Annotated in this window: 13 protein-coding genes; 4 read left to right on the forward strand and 9 right to left on the reverse strand. The window is 63.8% G+C overall.

The window, feature by feature from the left end:
* Nucleotides 1-116 precede the first annotated feature (116 nt).
* The 3 genes from clpB to rluD form a co-directional block, all read right to left on the reverse strand.
* On the reverse strand, nucleotides 117-2,690 hold the full coding sequence (clpB, locus tag OKB81_RS13540; RefSeq protein ID WP_257711943.1) for an ATP-dependent chaperone ClpB: 2,574 nt from the start codon (nucleotides 2,688-2,690) through the stop codon (nucleotides 117-119).
* A 250-nt stretch (nucleotides 2,691-2,940) separates the two neighbouring features.
* A complete protein-coding gene (gene pgeF, locus OKB81_RS13545; RefSeq protein ID WP_160838567.1) occupies nucleotides 2,941-3,678 on the reverse strand; it encodes a peptidoglycan editing factor PgeF in 738 nt (245 codons plus the stop codon).
* Nucleotides 3,679-3,797: 119 nt separating this feature from the next.
* Nucleotides 3,798-4,778, reverse strand: coding sequence for a 23S rRNA pseudouridine(1911/1915/1917) synthase RluD (gene rluD / locus OKB81_RS13550; RefSeq protein WP_042864780.1), 981 nt, complete (start codon nucleotides 4,776-4,778; stop codon nucleotides 3,798-3,800).
* 116 nt (nucleotides 4,779-4,894) lie between these two features.
* Here rluD and OKB81_RS13555 point away from each other — a divergent pair, with 116 nt between their 5' ends.
* On the forward strand, nucleotides 4,895-5,650 hold the full coding sequence (locus OKB81_RS13555) for an outer membrane protein assembly factor BamD (RefSeq protein WP_039039695.1): 756 nt from the start codon (nucleotides 4,895-4,897) through the stop codon (nucleotides 5,648-5,650).
* A 72-nt stretch (nucleotides 5,651-5,722) separates the two neighbouring features.
* On the opposite strand, the gene OKB81_RS13560 is transcribed toward OKB81_RS13555, so the two are convergent.
* From OKB81_RS13560 to yqhD, 5 genes are all read right to left on the reverse strand, one after another.
* Nucleotides 5,723-7,030: an L-cysteine desulfidase family protein gene (locus tag OKB81_RS13560; protein WP_160838565.1), complete on the reverse strand. Its 1,308-nt coding sequence runs from the start codon at nucleotides 7,028-7,030 to the stop codon at nucleotides 5,723-5,725.
* A 26-nt stretch (nucleotides 7,031-7,056) separates the two neighbouring features.
* Nucleotides 7,057-7,728, reverse strand: a complete 672-nt coding sequence (locus OKB81_RS13565) for a helix-turn-helix transcriptional regulator (protein ID WP_042864779.1) — start codon at nucleotides 7,726-7,728, stop codon at nucleotides 7,057-7,059.
* A gap of 327 nt (nucleotides 7,729-8,055) precedes the next feature.
* Complete coding sequence (pntB, locus tag OKB81_RS13570) at nucleotides 8,056-9,540, reverse strand: Re/Si-specific NAD(P)(+) transhydrogenase subunit beta (RefSeq protein ID WP_010675995.1); 1,485 nt, start codon at nucleotides 9,538-9,540, stop codon at nucleotides 8,056-8,058.
* An 11-nt stretch (nucleotides 9,541-9,551) separates the two neighbouring features.
* Nucleotides 9,552-11,078 carry a Re/Si-specific NAD(P)(+) transhydrogenase subunit alpha gene (locus tag OKB81_RS13575; RefSeq protein ID WP_010675996.1) on the reverse strand — a complete coding sequence of 509 codons (1,527 nt, stop codon included), beginning with the start codon at nucleotides 11,076-11,078 and terminating at the stop codon, nucleotides 9,552-9,554.
* Nucleotides 11,079-11,584: 506 nt separating this feature from the next.
* Entirely contained in the window at nucleotides 11,585-12,745 is a 1,161-nt protein-coding gene (gene yqhD, locus OKB81_RS13580; RefSeq protein ID WP_128296088.1) for an alcohol dehydrogenase, read from the reverse strand.
* 118 nt (nucleotides 12,746-12,863) lie between these two features.
* Between yqhD and OKB81_RS13585 the strand changes: the two genes are divergently transcribed.
* From OKB81_RS13585 to OKB81_RS13595, 3 genes are read left to right on the forward strand one after another with little or no spacing between them, the layout of a single operon-like run.
* Nucleotides 12,864-13,787: an AraC family transcriptional regulator gene (locus tag OKB81_RS13585; protein WP_160838563.1), complete on the forward strand. Its 924-nt coding sequence runs from the start codon at nucleotides 12,864-12,866 to the stop codon at nucleotides 13,785-13,787.
* A 1-nt stretch (nucleotide 13,788) separates the two neighbouring features.
* Nucleotides 13,789-14,310 (forward strand): lipocalin family protein, encoded by a 522-nt coding sequence (locus tag OKB81_RS13590; protein ID WP_160838561.1) that lies wholly within the window; start codon nucleotides 13,789-13,791, stop codon nucleotides 14,308-14,310.
* The gene (locus tag OKB81_RS13595; RefSeq protein ID WP_069652370.1) at nucleotides 14,307-14,750 is read left to right on the forward strand and encodes a GNAT family N-acetyltransferase; all 444 of its coding nucleotides are present in this window, start codon (nucleotides 14,307-14,309) and stop codon (nucleotides 14,748-14,750) included. Before OKB81_RS13590 ends, OKB81_RS13595 begins: the two co-directional genes overlap by 4 nt.
* Before the next feature lie 128 nt (nucleotides 14,751-14,878).
* Here OKB81_RS13595 and OKB81_RS13600 read toward each other — a convergent pair whose 3' ends face one another.
* Nucleotides 14,879-16,768, reverse strand: a complete 1,890-nt coding sequence (locus OKB81_RS13600) for a methyl-accepting chemotaxis protein (protein WP_160838559.1) — start codon at nucleotides 16,766-16,768, stop codon at nucleotides 14,879-14,881.
* Nucleotides 16,769-17,032 lie beyond the last annotated feature (264 nt).

Below are 17,032 nucleotides of genomic sequence, written 5' to 3' on the forward strand. Positions count from 1 at the left end.
GGATTTAGGGACTCAGAATACTTTTTTCTGAAAATCAAGGCGGCCTTCCCCGGAAAGCCGCGATGAACCTAAAAAAAACGCAGGCACGAGGCCTGCGTTTTTCATCGACAATCCCATTACTGGGTCATGGTGAGGCCGTTGCTGTCGGCCCCCAGCCGCAGTGTCTTGCCCGGGATGACCCGACCGCTGAGCAGGGCCTGGGCCAGCGGGTTCTCCACCTTCTGCTGGATCGCCCGCTTGAGGGGGCGCGCCCCGTAGACGGGATCGAACCCGGCGTGGACCAGCTTGGTCAGCAGCTCCTCGCTCACCTCCACCTCGAAGCCCTGGGACTCCAGACGGCTCATCAGGCTCTTGAGCTGGATGCGGGCGATGGACTTGATGTGCTCCTCACCGAGCGGGTGGAACACCACGGTCTCGTCGATCCGGTTGATGAACTCCGGCCGGAAGCTGCGGGTCAGCACCTCCATCAGCATGGTCTTCATCTCGTCGTAATCCTTCTCGGAGTGGTGCTCCTGGATGAGATCCGACCCGAGGTTGGAGGTCATGATGACGACCGTGTTGCGGAAGTCCACGGTACGCCCCTGACCGTCGGTCAGGCGGCCATCATCCAGCACCTGCAGCAGGATGTTGAACACATCCGGATGAGCCTTCTCCACCTCGTCCAGCAGGATCACCGAGTAGGGGCGACGGCGCACCGCCTCGGTGAGATAGCCCCCCTCCTCGTAACCCACGTATCCGGGAGGCGCCCCCACCAGACGGGCCACGCTGTGCTTCTCCATGAACTCCGACATGTCGATGCGCACCATGGCGTCCTGGGTATCGAACAGGAACTCGGCCAGCGCCTTGCACAGCTCGGTCTTGCCCACCCCGGTGGGGCCGAGGAACAGGAAGGAGCCGATGGGACGGTTCGGGTCGGACAGCCCGGCGCGGGAGCGGCGGATGGCGTTGGAGACGGCGTCCACCGCCTCCTCCTGACCGATCACCCGGCTATGCAGCTGATCTTCCATCCGCAGCAGCTTCTCTCGCTCCCCTTCCAGCATGCGGGCGACCGGAATGCCGGTCCAGCGCGCCAGCACGTCTGCAATCTCCACGTCGGTGACCCGGTTGCGCAGCAGGCTGGTCTCCTGCATCTCCGCCTGAGTGGCGAGATCCAGCTGTTTCTCCAGCTCGGGAATGCGGCCGTACTGCAGCTCGGACATGCGGCCCAAGTCCCCTGCGCGGCGCGCCACGTCGAGGTCCTGACGAGCCTGCTCCAGCGCTGCCTTGATGTGCTGGGTGCCGGCGAGGGCGGCCTTCTCGGCCTTCCACACCTCCTCCAGCTCGTTGTACTCCCGCTCCTTCTCGCCCAGCTCGTGGTTGAGCAGGTCGAGGCGCTTGCGGCTGGCGTCGTCATCTTCCTTCATCAGGGCCTGCTGCTCGAGCTTGAGCTGGATGATGCGCCGCTCGAGGCGATCGAGGGACTCGGGCTTGGAGTCGATCTGCAGCCGGATGCTGGCCGCCGCCTCGTCGATGAGGTCGATGGCCTTGTCAGGCAGCTGGCGATCCGCGATGTAGCGGTGGGAGAGCTGGGCCGCCGCGACGATGGCGGGGTCGGTGATCTGCACATGGTGGTGCAGCTCGTAGCGCTCCTTCAGGCCACGCAGGATGGCGATGGTGTCCTCCACCGAGGGCTCCTCCACCAGCACCTTCTGGAAACGGCGCTCCAGCGCGGCATCCTTCTCCACGTACTGCCTGTACTCATCGAGGGTGGTGGCCCCGACGCAGTGCAGCTCGCCGCGGGCCAGGGCGGGCTTGAGCATGTTGCCCGCATCCATGGCACCCTCGCCCTTGCCGGCACCGACCATGGTGTGCAGCTCGTCCACGAAGAGGATGACGCTGCCCTCCTCCTTGGCCAGATCGTTCAGAACCGCTTTGAGCCGCTCCTCGAACTCGCCGCGATACTTGGCTCCGGCCACCAGGGCCCCCATGTCCAGGGAGAGCACCCGCTTGTTCTTGAGCCCTTCCGGCACTTCGCCATTGATGATGCGCTGGGCCAGCCCCTCGACGATGGCGGTCTTGCCGACGCCGGGTGCGCCGATCAGCACCGGGTTGTTCTTGGTGCGGCGTTGCAGCACCTGGATGGTGCGGCGAATTTCGTCATCCCGGCCGATCACCGGGTCGAGCTTGCCGAGTTCGGCCCGCTCGGTGAGATCGATGGTGTACTTCTCCAGCGCCTGGCGGTTCTCCTCGGCGTTGGCGTCGTCCACCTTCTTGCCGCCGCGCACCTTGTCGATGGCCGCTTCCAGTTTCTCCTTGGTCAGCCCCTGGGCGCGCAGCAGCTCGCCCAGGGTCCCCTTCTCGTCGAGGGCCGCCAGCACGAAGAGTTCGGACGAGATGAACTGATCCTTGCGCTGCTGGGCCAGCTTGTCGCAGACGTTGAGCAACCGGCCGAGGCCGTTGGAGAGCTGGACGTCCCCTTCCACACCGCTGACGCGGGGCAGGCGGTCCAGCTCCTCGCCGAGGCGCGAGCGCAGGGTATTGATGTCGAGCCCGGTCAGGGTGAGCAGCGGACGAATGGATCCGCCGTCCTGATTGAGCAAGGCGCTCATCAGATGGACGGGTTCAATGAATTGGTGGTCACGACCCAGTGCAAGAGACTGGGCATCGGAAATGGCAATCTGGAATTTGCTGGTCAGGCGATCGAGGCGCATTGCACTCCCCCTTCAAGACAGACGCCGCATGCGCGGCAACAACATCGCTTTCTGACAAGGAAGATGTGGTCTTGAAGGGCAATTTCAAGGGGTAGCTGTTTATTTTTTCCTCAATAGCAATGACCGAGGGAAAACGACCTCGCAATGGCAGCCTGTACCCTGAGCCTGCTCGGCAGCAAGACATGGCCGCCAAAGGACCATCACCAGGGAGTGAAGAGGCGCTTGCGGCCACTCGCGAGCGCCTCTTCGGCTATTTTTCCAGCCACACAAGGGAGGCCATGCGACCCGTCTGCCCGTCGCGGCGATAGGAGTAGAAGCGCTCGCTGTCGCTGAAGGTGCAGTATTCGCCGCCATAGATGGCGGTGACGCCGGCGCGGGCGAGGCGCAGTCGGGCCAGCTGATAGATATCCGCCAGCCATTTCCCCTCGTTGGACGAAGGGGCGAACGCAGCCGCCGCCTCGGCCTGCTCCGCCATGAAGGCATCGCGCACCTCGCCACCCACTTCGAACGCGGCGGGACCGATGGCCGGGCCCAGCCAGGCCAGGATCTCGCCAGGCTCGCAGCCCATGGCGGCGATGCTTGCCTCCAATACGCCCCCCTGCAGTCCGCGCCAGCCGGCATGGGCCGCCGCCACTACGGTGCCTGCCCGATCGCAGAACAGCACCGGCAGGCAGTCGGCAGTCATCACGATGCAGGCCTGCCCCGCCTCATGCGCACAGGCGGCATCGGCATCCGGTACGCGCTCATAACGGTCGCTCACCGGATGGACGGCGATGCCATGTACCTGGTTGAGCCAGTTGAGAGTGCCGGGGATCCCCGCCACCTGCTGCAGTCGGGCGCGGTTGACCTCGACCCTGGCCGGTGCATCGCCCACATGGGCCCCGAGGTTCAGACCAGCAAAGACCCCTTCGCTGATGCCGCCGTCCCGGGTGGTCGAGAGAGCCCTGACATTGCCCGGTGCAGGCCAGTCGGGTGCGATCCAGTTCATCTGTGGCTCCTTTCGTTCATATGAAAACGGGGCCCCTTGGCTGCAACCAGTCAAGGGGCCCCGCATCAGATCATGGAGGGCCGGTTACGGCAGGAATCGTCGCAAGGCCGCCCTCGGGATCAGTTCCAGACCAGATCGTCAGGATTGGCCAGGGTATCCGCCCGCAGCACTTCCATCAGCGCCACCATGTCCTGCGGCGTGGGGGAGTGCCACTCCATCACTTCACCCGTGATGGGGTGCGCCAGCTTCAGCATGGTGGCGTGCAGCGCCTGACGGTGGAAAGCGCGCAGGGCCTCCGTCAGTTCGGGGGTGGCGTTGCGCAGCAGACGCAGACGACCGCCGTAGGCGGGATCCCCCACCAGCGGATGCTTGATGTGGGCCATGTGGACACGGATCTGGTGGGTACGGCCGGTCTCCAGCCGCAACCGCAGACGGGTGTGACCACGGAACTTCTCGTGCACCCGGTAGTGGGTGACGGACTCGCGCCCGTTGGGCACCACGGCCATGTGGGTACGCTGGGTCGGGTGACGACCGATGGGGGCATCGACGGTGCCGCCGGCGGTCATGTGACCGATGGCAATCGCCTCGTACTCACGGGTGATCTGGCGTGCCTGCAGGGCTTCCACTAGGTGGGTCTGGGCGGGAATGGTCTTGGCCACCACCATCAACCCCGTGGTGTCTTTGTCCAGACGGTGCACGATACCGGCACGGGGGACCTCGGCGATGCCGGGGTAGCGGTGCAGCAGGGCGTTGAGCACGGTGCCGTCCGGCGTACCGGCGCCCGGGTGAACCACCAGGCCGGCCGGCTTGTCGATCACCAGGATGTGTTCATCTTCATAGACAATGTTCAGCTCGATGTTCTGGGCATCCCAGCGGGTGTCGTCTGCCAGTTCCACATTCACATGTACCTGCTGCCCGGCCACCACTTTCTCGCGCGGGGTATTGGCAACCTGACCGTCCAGGGTCACTCTGTCCTGTAAAATCCACTCCTTGATGCGGGTCCGGGAGTAGTCGGGAAACAATTCGGCCAGGGCCTGGTCGAGTCGTTGCCCGAATTGGTGATCCTGAAATTCGCCTGTCAGTTCAATATGCTGGCTCATGTATGGTCTCTTGAGCGGGGGTATCAATTCGAAATAATCCGGGTATTCTAGCTTTTCTTTTAGCCAAGCATAACGGATACTTTGCCAATTTCGTGGAAATGGACCGGATGTTGTTGATGGGAAAGAAGTCTCACCTGCTGATGTCGCTCGCCTTGGTCGCTACCCTGATCACTGGCTGTTCCAGCACCAAACCCAAGGTTCCCGACGAACCGCCGGAAGTTCTGTACCAGAAAGCCCGCATCAAACTGGATACCGGCAACTACCTCAATGCCATCGAACTGCTGGAAGCGCTGGACTCTCGTTACCCGTTCGGTGCCTACTCCAACCAGGTTCAGCTCGATCTCATCTATGCCTACTACAAGCAGGATGATACCGCCCAGGCGATCGCCAACATCGACCGTTTCATCCGCCTGAACCCGGCGCACAAGAACATCGATTACGTCTTCTATATGCGCGGCCTGACCAACATGGCGGCGGATTACAACTTCTTCCAGGATTTCCTCGGCATCAATCGGGATGACAAGGACCCCTCCTACGCCCGTCAGGCCTTCCAGGACTTCAAGACCCTGCTGCAGAATTACCCCAACAGCAGCTATGCAGCCGATGCCCGTGCCCGCATGATCGGCCTGAAGAACCGTCTTGCCCGCTATGACCTAGGGGTAGCCGAGTACTACGTCAAGCGTGACGCCCTGATCGCCGCCGCCAACCGCGCCAAGCTGATCGTCGAGACCTATCCCGACACGGTGGAAACCGAGAAGGCACTGGAAATCATGGTCAACGCCTATGATACCCTGAAGATGCCGACCCTGGCCCAGCATGCCCGAGAAGTGCTGGCCAAGAACTACCCGGACAACCGTCTCGGTCGCGGCTGAGTAGCGAACGGACAATGAAAAACCGGAGCCACTGGCTCCGGTTTTTTTATGGCCGACGGCGGCACTCCGGGGTCACTGGTGCTTACCCTGCTGCTTGGCCCGCATGATGTTGATGATCTCGATGTCGGTATCCAGCATCCCCTCCTTGGAGAGACGACCCAGGTTGGCGATGGTCTGATCCACATCGTCCGAGACGATCCCCTCGCTCTGGGGCACGCGCAGGTTGTTGATGGCCATCAGCGAGGATTTCACCGCCGCCGAGGTGGAGGTCGAGACCTTCATGGAGCAGGCGCTGCCGGCGCCGTCGCAGATGATGCCGGAAACATCCCCAATCATGTTGTTGATGCAGTGGCTGATCTGCTCGAACTGGCCCCCCAGCAGCCAGGTGATGGCGGCCCCCGATCCCATGGCGGCGGTACTGGCGGCACACAGGGCGGAGAGCTTGTTCTGGTAGGCCTTGATGTAGATGGCCACCAGGTGGCTCATCACCAGGGCACGGGCCAGCTGCTCGTCATCGGCCTTGAGGAAGCGGGCGGCGGCGACCACCGGCATGGTGGCGGCAATGCCCTGGTTGCCGGAACCGGAATTGGACATGGCGGGCAGCATGGCGCCATCCATCCGCGCATCGGAGGCGGCAGACGACAGGCGCATGGCCAGGGTCATCAGGTCGTCGGAGAGCAGCTTGCGCTCCACCTGATCGGTGAGGATCTTGCCGATGCGCAGGCCATAGCCCTGCAGCCCTTCGTCCGCCAGCGCCTGGTTCATGGTGGCCGCCTCGCGGATGAAGTCGATCTCGACCAGCGGCACCTCCAGGGCGAAGGCCACGATCTCCTTCAGGGTCATGGCGGGCTTGTCGGCCTTGGCGGGCTGGATCTGCACCCCGGGGGCGCTGTCCTGCACCATCAGCACCTCGCCATCCTTCTCCATCAGCACGATGCGGGTATGGTCGGTACAGATCACCACCCGGGCGCTGTGCCCCTCCACTTCGGCCAGCACCTCGGCGTAGAGCACGTCGGGCACATCCTTCACATCCACCTCTATGGTGGGCAGCAGCCCCTTGGCCGCCTCGACCTGATCCGGCGTGAGGCTCTTGAGCACCTCCAGCCCGGCATCCGGGTTGCCACCGGTGATGCCGACGGCGGCGGCCACCGGCAGGCCGATCATGCCGGTGCCGGGCACACCGACCCCCATGCCGTTCTTGAACAGATTGCCGCTGACCCAGACGCGGGTGCGGGTCGGTACCTGGCCCAGCAGCTTGCGGCAGTTGGCCGCCGCCAGGGCGACCGACATGGGCTCGGTGCAGCCGAGGGCCGGCACCACTTCACGCTTGAGCAGGGTAATAAAGTCGGTCCATTGTGCGTTCATTGCGATGTGTCTCATGTTCATGGCGCCCGCATGCGGGCTCGTCATTGTTGTTCGGCCAGTTCCGCCTTGTGATTGCGGATATGCAGGTAAACGGTATGGCGGGAGATGCCGAGCAGCTCGGCCACCAGTTGGGCGGCATCCTTGATCTCGAAGATGCCCATGTCGTAAAGCCGGTGCACGATCGCCTTGTTGCGCACGCTGCTGCCCAGCCCGGGATCCCTGTCCACCTTGGCGATCACCTGCGCCACCAGATCATCCACCGAGCTGGCGAAGGTTTCGGTGCCGTGGGCAGGGGGCACTGCGGGCGGGGCAAAGGTGTCGAGCAGGCTGCCAAGGGGCGTGTCCAGACTGAAATTCACGCACAGCATACCGATGGGTTTGCCCTCGCGGTTGCTGATGGTGATGGACGAGGACTTCAGCAGGGAGCCCTCCCGGGTGCGGGAGAAATAGCTGCTCCACTGGCTGCCGGCGGCACTGTGCAACTTGTCGAGCGCGAAGTCGGTGACCGGCGCTCCCTCCTGGCGGCCGGTAATGTGGCCGTTGGCAATCTTGATGACGGAGGCGTGCAGGCTGTCAAAGGCGTGCAGCACCACCTCGCAGCCCGGGCCAAACAGGGCGGACAGCGCCGCCACCGCAGGCTCGAAGCTGGCAATCAGATGGCGCTCTTCATCGGTCAGTGTGCTGGCGTCGCGCAAGGGGGCTACCTCGATCATGGGGTCATCCGGTCAACGTTGGGTAAGGATATTCACAGCGGACTCAAATAAAATTGAGCAAACCCGCTTTTTGCGCCGGCATTATGCCCGACTGGTGAGACAACACCACAAAATGTGAGCAAAATCACGACTGAAATGACAAAAAGGCCTCATGAGAGGCCTTCAAGGTGGTTTTTTGGTGCTTTTGCTCAACTTTAATTGAGCCAGGGCTCGCCAGTCAGTCCGGACAGGCAGGCACCACCGCCTGTCTGTTCCCTGCCACGGTCACCCACTCTGGTCATAGAAAAAGGGGGCCGAAGCCCCCTTTTTGTCTCATCCGGTCAACGCTTACAGCGCCTTCAGGATGGCCTCGACGCTGGCCTTGGCATCGCCAAACAGCATCTGGGTGTTCTCCTTGAAGAACAGCGGGTTCTGGACACCGGCGTAGCCAGTGTTCATGGAGCGCTTGAAGCCGATGACATTCTGCGCCTTCCACACTTCCAGCACCGGCATGCCGGCGATGGGGCTGCCCGGATCTTCCATGGCGGCCGGGTTGACGGTGTCGTTGGCACCGATCACCAGCACCACGTCGGTGTCGGCGAAGTCATCGTTGATCTCGTCCATTTCCAGCACGATGTCATAGGGGACTTTCGCTTCCGCCAGCAGCACGTTCATGTGACCAGGCAGACGACCGGCCACCGGGTGGATGCCGAAGCGCACCTTGACGCCGCGATCACGCAGCTTCTGGGTGATCTCGGCCACCGGGTACTGGGCCTGCGCCACCGCCATGCCGTAGCCCGGGGTGATGATAACGGAGCTGGCGTTTTTCAGCATGTCGGCCACGTCTTCGGCGTTGGTCTCGCGGTATTCGCCCAGCTCCTGCTCGGCGGTGGAGGCCACGCCGTCGGAGCCGAAGCCACCGGCGATCACGGAGATGAAGGAGCGGTTCATCGCCTTGCACATGATGTAGGAGAGGATGGCACCGGAGGAACCCACCAGGGCACCGGTGACGATCAGCAGGTCATTGGAAAGCATGAAGCCCGCCGCCGCCGCCGCCCAACCGGAGTAGGAGTTCAGCATGGAGACCACCACCGGCATGTCCGCGCCACCGATGGAGGCGACCAGGTGCCAGCCGAAGGCGAAGGCGATCAGGGTCATCACCAGCAGAGCGAAGGTGGAGCCACCGGCGTTGACGAAGTGGATCATCAGCGCGATGGAGACCACCACGGCCAGCAGGTTCAGCTTGTGGCGGTGCGGCAGCATCAGCGGCTTGGAAGAGATGAGGCCACGCAGCTTGCCGAACGCCACCACGGAACCGGTGAAGGTCACGGCACCGATGAAGACGCCCAGGAACACTTCCACCAGGTGGATGTTCAGCATGGCGCCGGAGAGGTGCTCGACCTGGGCGACGCTTGCTGCCTGCTCGAACGCCGCCCGGGCGGCTGCCAGGGTCGCATCCAGGTTGGAACCGACGGAGACCACCACTTCAGCGGGGGCGGAGGGGTGCAGATCGATGAAGCTGTTGAAGCCCACCAGCACCGCTGCCATGCCCACGAAGCTGTGCAGTACGGCCACCAGCTCGGGCATCTCGGTCATCTCGACCTTGAGGGCCAGACGCACGCCGATGGCGCCACCGATGGCCATGGCCAGGATGATCCAGTGGACGCCACTGGTTTCCGGGTTGAAGACGGTGGCGAGCAGGGCGATGGCCATCCCCGCGATACCGAACAGGTTGCCATGCTTGGCCGTTTCTTGCTTCGACAGTCCCGCGAGACTGAGGATGAAGAGCACGGCGGCAACGATATAGGATGCTGTTACCAGTCCTTGAGACACGTTAAACCCCCTTAATCCTTACGGAACATCTTCAGCATGCGCTGAGTGACGGTGAAGCCACCGAAGATGTTGATACTGGCAATCAGCACGGCGACAAAGGCCAGCACGGTGACCAGGGTCGACCCTTGTCCAATCTGCAACAGCGCACCGACCACGATGATGCCGGAGATGGCATTGGTGACCGACATCAGCGGCGTGTGCAGGGCGTGAGAGACGTTCCACACCACGTAGTAACCGACCACGCAGGCCAGGATGAAGACAGTGAAGTGGGAGAGGAAGGCGGCAGGCGCCACAGCGGCCACCCAACCGAAGGCGGCGATGCCGAGGGCACCGAACACGAACTTCTTGTTGGAGGGCTTGGCCTCTTCCTTCTTGGCGGCCGGTTTGGCGGCAGCAGGTTTCTGCGGGGCGGCAGAAACGGAGATGGCGGGGGGCGGGAAGGTCACTTCACCGGCCTGGACCACCGTCATGTTGCGCTGCACCACGTCTTCGAAGTCGATGGCGACGTTGCCGTCCTTCTCCTTGCACATCAGCTTCATCAGGTTCACCAGGTTGGTGCCGTAGAGCTGGGAGGATTGGGCAGGCAGGCGGCCCGGCAGATCGGTGTAACCGATCACCTTGACGCCGTTGTCGGTGACATGCAGTTCACCCGGTACCGTGTATTCGCAGTTGCCGCCGGCCTGGGCCGCCATGTCCACGATGACGGAGCCCGGCTTCATGCTGTCCACCATTTCCTTGGTGATGAGCTTGGGTGCCGGCTTGCCCGGGATCAGGGCGGTAGTGATGATGATGTCCACTTCCTTGGCCTGCTGGGCGAACAGCTCCATCTCGGCCTTGATGAACTCTTCGCTCATCACCTTGGCGTAACCGTCGCTGGAAGCGCCATCTTCGCCGCCGAAGTCCAGCTTGAGGAATTCCCCACCCATGGACTCGATCTGCTCGGCCACTTCCAGACGGGTATCGAAGGCACGCACGATGGCACCGAGGGAACCGGCGGTCCCGATGGCGGCCAGACCGGCCACACCGGCACCGATGACCAGCACCTTGGCGGGCGGTACTTTACCGGCGGCGGTGATCTGGCCGGTGAAGAAGCGACCGAACTGGTGCGCGGCTTCCACGACGGCGCGATAGCCACCGATGTTGGCCATGGAAGAGAGGGCGTCGAGGGACTGGGCACGGGAGATCCGCGGCACCATGTCCATCGCCATCACATTGATGTTGCGCTCGGAAAGCTTCTTGACCAGCTCGGGGTTCTGGGCGGGCCAGATGAAGCTCACCAGGGTGGCACCATCCTTAATTTGTGCGATTTCGGCCTCGGTCGGCGCGTTGACCTTGAAGACAAGGTCGGCTTGCCAGACGTTCGGTACCACGCTGGCACCGGCAGCCTCGAAGGCGGCATCATCGAAGCTGGCTCGCAGGCCGGCACCGGCCTCGATGGCAACCTCGAAGCCGAGCTTTTTCAGCTGCTCGACAGTGGCCGGGGTCGCTGCGACCCGGGTCTCACCGGCGAGACTCTCTCTCGGTATTCCAATCTGCATGACTATTCCCTGATGGTTAATAAACAATCATCGCCAAGTCTCTCATGTCTGAGGGGACAAGGCATGATCAAAGTGCAGGTCACGGGCCCTTTGTTATGAAAATCAGCAGGCTTCACCTCGACCTCCTGTCACGGTCAGGCCCCCGCTTTTCAGGCGCGAGGGTGATTAGTATCAAATTTTGGAGTTTTATTACAACCACGGCCCCGGGCGGGCGGGTACAGAATTCAGCCCATCCCGGACCATGATTAAAAAAAACAAACCAAATTAGGGGCTTATACCAGCAAAAAGCGCTAAAAAAAGTGATCCAACCAGTCAAAAAAAATGTTTAACCCGGCCTCTACCTTAGCGTTTTTTGTTCTTACGAAATCTGCCGTTGGCTCATCTGATGAGATGAAAAGGGAAAAAGTAACCATTTTGCAACGATAAGGGGGCCGCGTCCCCGCCTGCTGGCGGGTTCGGGCCCCCTGGTGCAACCGGGCCTGCGGCCCGCTTCAGGCGCGCTCTGCTTACCAGGCCGCCTCATAAATATGCCGGCTCTGGGCCAGGTCGATGTCGCCGTGCTCACCCAGGGCGGTCATGCCGTGCTCTTCGAGCTTGGCCAGCAGGGCGTCGATCCGGGCGTCGGCCACGTAATCCCGCAGCCGGGTCTTGATCCCCATCCGCTCGAAGAAGTCGCGGGTGGCGGCGATGGCACCGTCGATACGCTCCTCGTCACTGCCGCTGCGCAGATCCCAGACCCGCTCGGCGTATTGCAGCAGCTTGGCGCGCTTCTGCTCGCGCTTGGCCTGCAGCAGGGCGGGCAGCACCACCGCCAGGGTCTGGGCGTGGTCCAGACCGTGCAGGGCGGTGATCTCGTGGCCCAGCATGTGGGTGGCCCAGTCCTGGGGCACGCCGGCTCCGATCAGGCCGTTCAGTGCCAGGGTGGCGCTCCACATGATGTTGGCACGCACGTCGTAGTTTTCCGGCTCCACCAGCGCCTTGGGCCCCTCTTCCGCCAGGGTCAGCAGCAGCCCTTCTGCAAAGCGATCCTGCACCTTGGCATCCACCGGGTAGGTGAGGTACTGCTCCAGGGTATGGATGAAGGCATCCACCACCCCATTGGCCACCTGACGGGCGGGCAGGGTGTAGGTGAGCACGGGGTCGAGCACGGCGAAGCGCGGCATCACGAAGGGCGAGAAGAAGTGCTGCTTGTCGCCTGTGCTCTTGCGGGTGATGACGGCGCCCATGTTCATCTCGGAGCCGGTGGCCGGCAGGGTCAGCACGCTGCCCAGGGGAATGGCGGAGGCCACCTCGCCGCCGACGGTCTCGAGGATGTGCCAGGGATCCCTGGCCGGATCATAGTGAGCGGCCGCGGCGATGAACTTGGAGCCGTCCAGCACGGAGCCGCCACCCACCGCGAGCAGGAAGTCGACCTTCTCGGCGCGGGCCAGTTCGACGGCGCCCATCAGGGTTTCATAGGTGGGGTTGGGCTCGATGCCGCCAAATTCAAACAGGGTCAGGCCGGCCAGCTCGCTGCGGATCTGGTCCAGCAAGCCGCTGCGCACCACGCTGCCACCGCCGTAGGTGACGAGGATGCGGGCGTCGCTGGGGATCTGGCCGCGCAGCTGGGCCACCTGGCCCTTGCCGAACAGCACCTTGGTGGGGGTGTGCAGGATGAAGTTGTTCATGGGATCTCCCGGGGTGGTCGTAGTCGGTAAGGTATGGGTTGCATTTTTCTCTTATAACCTCCTACCATCAAGGGAGCTTTCTGCCGATTTCTTGCCTATTTCTACTGAGCCTGGATAAATGAGTACAAATCAGCCCATCGCGGCGACCCACCAGTCCGCCCTCGCCAGCCGACTCGCCGCCCTGGCACCCCACCCGGGGATCACCGCCGCCCCCGTGCCCGGCGTGCACCTCATCTACACCACGGAGCATCATGACCGCATCCCGGTGCTCTACCGCCCGCGCATGATCATCATCCTGCAGGGGCACAAGGTGGGCTATCTCTCGGACTTCACCTTCCGCTACGACCCCGAGCACTACCTGATGATGACCCTGCCGCTGCCCTGCGAGTGCGAGTGCTTCGCCTCCCCCGAATCCCCTCTGGTGGGGCTCTCGGTGGAGATCGACGTGGCGGCGCTGCAGGCCCTGCTGCTGGAGATGGGGGACGCGGCCCCCGCCCCGGCGGAACCGGGTCGCGGCGTCGTCTCCGTGCCCCTCTCCGAGACCATGCTCTGCGCGGTGGAGCGCCTCATCGACGTGATGGACAAACCGCTCCACGCCCGGGTGCTGGGGCCCCAGATCGTGCGCGAGATCCTGTTCCACGCCCTGCACGAAGGGGGGGCCCCCGCCCTGCTGGCCATGGCCAGCCGTCACAGCCAGGTGAGCCAGATAGCCCGGGTGCTGCGTATCATGGAGCAGCGCTTTACCGAGAACCTGACGGTGGAGGAGCTGGCCCGGGAGGCAAACATGAGCGTCTCGGCCTTCCACCACCACTTCAAGGCGGCCACCGCCACCTCGCCCCTGCAGTATATCAAGACCCTGCGCCTGCACCGGGCACGGCTGATGATGCTGCACGACGGCCTCAAGGCCGGGGTGGCGGCGGACAAGGTAGGCTACGAGAGCGGCTCCCAGTTCAGTCGCGAATACAAACGCTTCTTTGGCAACACCCCGAGCGAACACGTGGCACGCTTCCGCTCGGGACAACTGCGTATCGTGGAGGGATGACATGCGCACACTGATCCTGCTCGTTCTGACCCTGCTGGCCACCGCCTGCACCGGCATTCCACCGGGACACCAGGTGGTCAAGCCCTTCCAGCTCGACCGCTACCTGGGCACCTGGTACGAGGTGGCCCGCCTCGATCACGGTTTCGAGCGCGGCCTGAACCGGGTCACCGCCACCTACAGCCTGCGGGATGACGGCGGTGTCAGGGTGATCAACCGGGGGCAGGACGAACAGGGGGAGTGGCGCGAGGCCGAGGGGCGCGCCTACTTCGTGGGCGACAGCGACGAGGGGCGCCTCAAGGTGAGCTTCTTCGGCCCCTTCTACGGCAGCTACAACGTGCTGGCGACGGACTATGAGCTCTCCCTGGTGAGCAGTTACAACCTCCAGTACCTCTGGATCCTCTCCCGCACGCCCCATCCCCCCAAAGAGAAGGTAGAGGCCCTGGTCGAGCGGGCCAGAGGGCTCGGCTTTGCCACCGACCGGCTGATCTGGGTCAACCAGGATCCGGCGGGGAACGCCTCATGAGGATCTTCCAGGCCACCCCCGGGGACATTCCCCTGGTCACCCCCCTGTTCGTGGAATACCGGGCGTTCTACCGGCTGCCTGCCCGGCCCGAGGCCGCCGAAGCCTTCCTGCTGGAGCGCTGCACTGCCGGGGAGTCGGTGCTCTTCGTGGCCCAGAGCGAGGCGGGAGAGGTGCTGGGATTTGCCCACCTCTATCCCCTGTTCTGCTCCCTCGCCCTGAAACCCATCTGGCTGCTGTACGATCTGTTCGTGGCGCCGGCGGCCCGCCAGCAGGGGGTGGCCCAGGCGCTGCTGGCGCGGGCCGATCGCCACGGCCAGGAGACGGGCGCCGCCTTCCTGATGCTGAGCACCGCCACCGACAACCGGCAGGCTCAGGCCCTCTACGAAGGGCACGGCTACCAGCGGGACAACGAGTTCTACAGCTACATCAAGCCCCTCTGAGCCTCTGCCTGCGCCCGTTGCAGGGCCAGGACCCGGCATTATTCAGCGGGTGCATGACGAATTAATATCCATACACAGGATGAATAAAGGCGACCCCGGGGTCGCCTTTGTCACATCCGGGTCGCAGCCTAGAGCCGGAAGCGCCCGATCTCCTGCTCCAGCCGCTCGGTGAGAGACTTGAGCTGGGCCGCCTGGGCGGCCTCTTCGCCAGCCTGGGCCGCCAGCGCCTGGGAGACGTGGCGGATATTCTCGGTGTTGCGGCTGATCTCGCCGGTCACCGAGGTCTGCTCCTCGGCCGCCGCCGCGATCTGGGTCGCCATGTCGCTGATGGCGCCGATGGCTTCGTTGATCCTGCCCAGGCTGAGATTCGCCGCTTCGGCGTCCTCCACGCTGGTGCCCGCCAGCTGGCGACTGGTCTCCATGCCGCCCACCGCCTTGCGGGTGGTCTGCTGCAGCGCCTCGATCATCTGCTGGATCTCGGCGGTGGAGTCGTGGGTGCGGCGCGACAGCACCCGCACCTCGTCCGCCACCACGGCAAAACCGCGCCCCTGCTCCCCGGCCCGGGCCGCCTCGATGGCGGCGTTCAGGGCCAGCAGGTTGGTCTGCTCGGCGATGCCGCTGATGGTGGCCAGAATGCCGCTGATCTGCTGGGCGTGGCCATCCAGCTCGTGGATGGTCTGGCTGGCGTCGGAGACCTCCCCCGCCAGCCCCGTGATGCTGCGCTGGCTCTGGCCGACCTGGGACTGGCCGGCCACCGCGAGGCGCACCGCATCGCCGGCGGTGTTGGCGGCAAACTCGGCGTTGCCGGCGATCTCCTGGGTGGCGGAAGCCATCTCGGTCACTGCGGTCGCCACCATGACGATCTCGTCCTGCTGCAGGCGCACCCGCTGGCTGCGGGCCTCGGCCCCCGCCGCCTGGGTGCGGGACTGGGCCGCCAGCTCGACGGTGACGTCCCGCAACCGGCTGACGATGCCGTGCAGTCGCGCCACGAACTGGTTGAAGTTCTGGGCCAGCTGCCTCACCTCATCCTGGCTGCGGGTGGCGATCTGCACCGTGAGATCCCCCTCCCCGTGGGCGATGTCGGCAAGCGCCCTGGAGACCCGCCCCAGATCCGCGAACAGGTAGTTGAACATGGCGATGAGCAGGGCACCGAACACCAGCAGCAGCACCAGGGTCAGCCCTACCAGTTGCCACAGCAGGGAGGCGAGCGGCGCCTCCAGCACCTCCTTGTACATCACCATGGCGAGCAGCCAGTCGGTGCCGGGCACTCCCTGCACCGAGAGCAGCACCTCGCGCCCGTTCAGATTGGCGCCGTGCAGTTCGTCGTCGCGGCTCCACGCATCCAGCGCCGCCCCGGTGAGGCCGGGATCCAGCTCCGCCACCTGCTTGAGCGCCAGCTCCTTGTTCGGGTGGCCGACGATGAGGCCGGTGCGATCGAGCAGCATGGCGTAGCCCTCTCCCTGCACCTTCATGGCCAGCACCTCGTCGATGAGGGCGTCGAGGGAGAGATCCGCCCCGGCCACCCCGATCACCCGGCCCTGGTGGCTCACCGGCTCGGCCAGGGTCACCACCATCTGCTGCATGGTCACGCTGACATAGGGCGGCGTGACGATGAGCTTGCCCGCCTTGTCGGCGTTCTGGTACCAGGGGCGGGCCCTGGGGTCATAGTTGGCGGTGTTGAGGGCGGGATCGTGGCGGGTCATCTCCCCCTGCGCCGAACCAAAATAGGTGAGGCCGAAACCGCCGGAGGTGCGGGTCTGCAACAGGTGGGGCACCAGGGCCGTGTCGGGGTCGCGCGCAATGACGGCGGCCAGGGCGTCGACCGCGTGCTTGCGATCCTCAAGCCAGTTGCCGATGGCCACCGAGTGGGCGTGGCCGTAGTTGACCGCCTCGCTCTGGATGGCGTCAAGGGTGCGGGATTTGAGGGTGTGGAAGGCGACAATACCGAGCAGGGCTGCCATCAGCAGCACTCCCCCCAGGCTGGCCGCGAGCAGCTTGCCGCGCAACGAGAGAGTCATGACAACGAATCCTTGTGGTAGCCGGGGGCCGGGAATACCCCCATCTTGGTAGTTCTATCGGCACAATCATGAACGGTCTTTAGTGAATCCTGATATTTTTTCATCTATCAACAACAGAACGCACTACCAGCAACAGACTGTTCACTATTCCATGCTGACACCCGCAGACACCACAAGGCCGCCCTAAGGCGCAATGCTGTTCACTTAAGCGGAGCCGCATAGCGATTTACCGGAAAACGGGTCTTTGATATCTTCACCGCCCTG

It is taken from the genome of Aeromonas sp. QDB56 (assembly GCF_027705505.1).
GTDB classification, from domain to species: domain Bacteria; phylum Pseudomonadota; class Gammaproteobacteria; order Enterobacterales; family Aeromonadaceae; genus Aeromonas; species Aeromonas caviae.

Excerpts from the sequence above, each read along its gene's own strand:
- pgeF (WP_160838567.1), bottom strand. The coding sequence starts at position 3,678 with ATGAACTGGATCGCACCCGACTGGCCTGCACCGGGCAATGTCAGGGCT.
- clpB (WP_257711943.1), bottom strand. The coding sequence starts at position 2,690 with ATGCGCCTCGATCGCCTGACCAGCAAATTCCAGATTGCCATTTCCGAT.
- yqhD (WP_128296088.1), bottom strand. The coding sequence starts at position 12,745 with ATGAACAACTTCATCCTGCACACCCCCACCAAGGTGCTGTTCGGCAAG.
- rluD (WP_042864780.1), bottom strand. The coding sequence starts at position 4,778 with ATGAGCCAGCATATTGAACTGACAGGCGAATTTCAGGATCACCAATTC.
- OKB81_RS13555 (WP_039039695.1), top strand. The coding sequence starts at position 4,895 with ATGGGAAAGAAGTCTCACCTGCTGATGTCGCTCGCCTTGGTCGCTACC.
- OKB81_RS13575 (WP_010675996.1), bottom strand. The coding sequence starts at position 11,078 with ATGCAGATTGGAATACCGAGAGAGAGTCTCGCCGGTGAGACCCGGGTC.
- OKB81_RS13590 (WP_160838561.1), top strand. The coding sequence starts at position 13,789 with ATGCGCACACTGATCCTGCTCGTTCTGACCCTGCTGGCCACCGCCTGC.
- OKB81_RS13585 (WP_160838563.1), top strand. The coding sequence starts at position 12,864 with ATGAGTACAAATCAGCCCATCGCGGCGACCCACCAGTCCGCCCTCGCC.
- OKB81_RS13560 (WP_160838565.1), bottom strand. The coding sequence starts at position 7,030 with ATGAGACACATCGCAATGAACGCACAATGGACCGACTTTATTACCCTG.
- OKB81_RS13600 (WP_160838559.1), bottom strand. The coding sequence starts at position 16,768 with ATGACTCTCTCGTTGCGCGGCAAGCTGCTCGCGGCCAGCCTGGGGGGA.
- OKB81_RS13595 (WP_069652370.1), top strand. The coding sequence starts at position 14,307 with ATGAGGATCTTCCAGGCCACCCCCGGGGACATTCCCCTGGTCACCCCC.
- OKB81_RS13565 (WP_042864779.1), bottom strand. The coding sequence starts at position 7,728 with ATGATCGAGGTAGCCCCCTTGCGCGACGCCAGCACACTGACCGATGAA.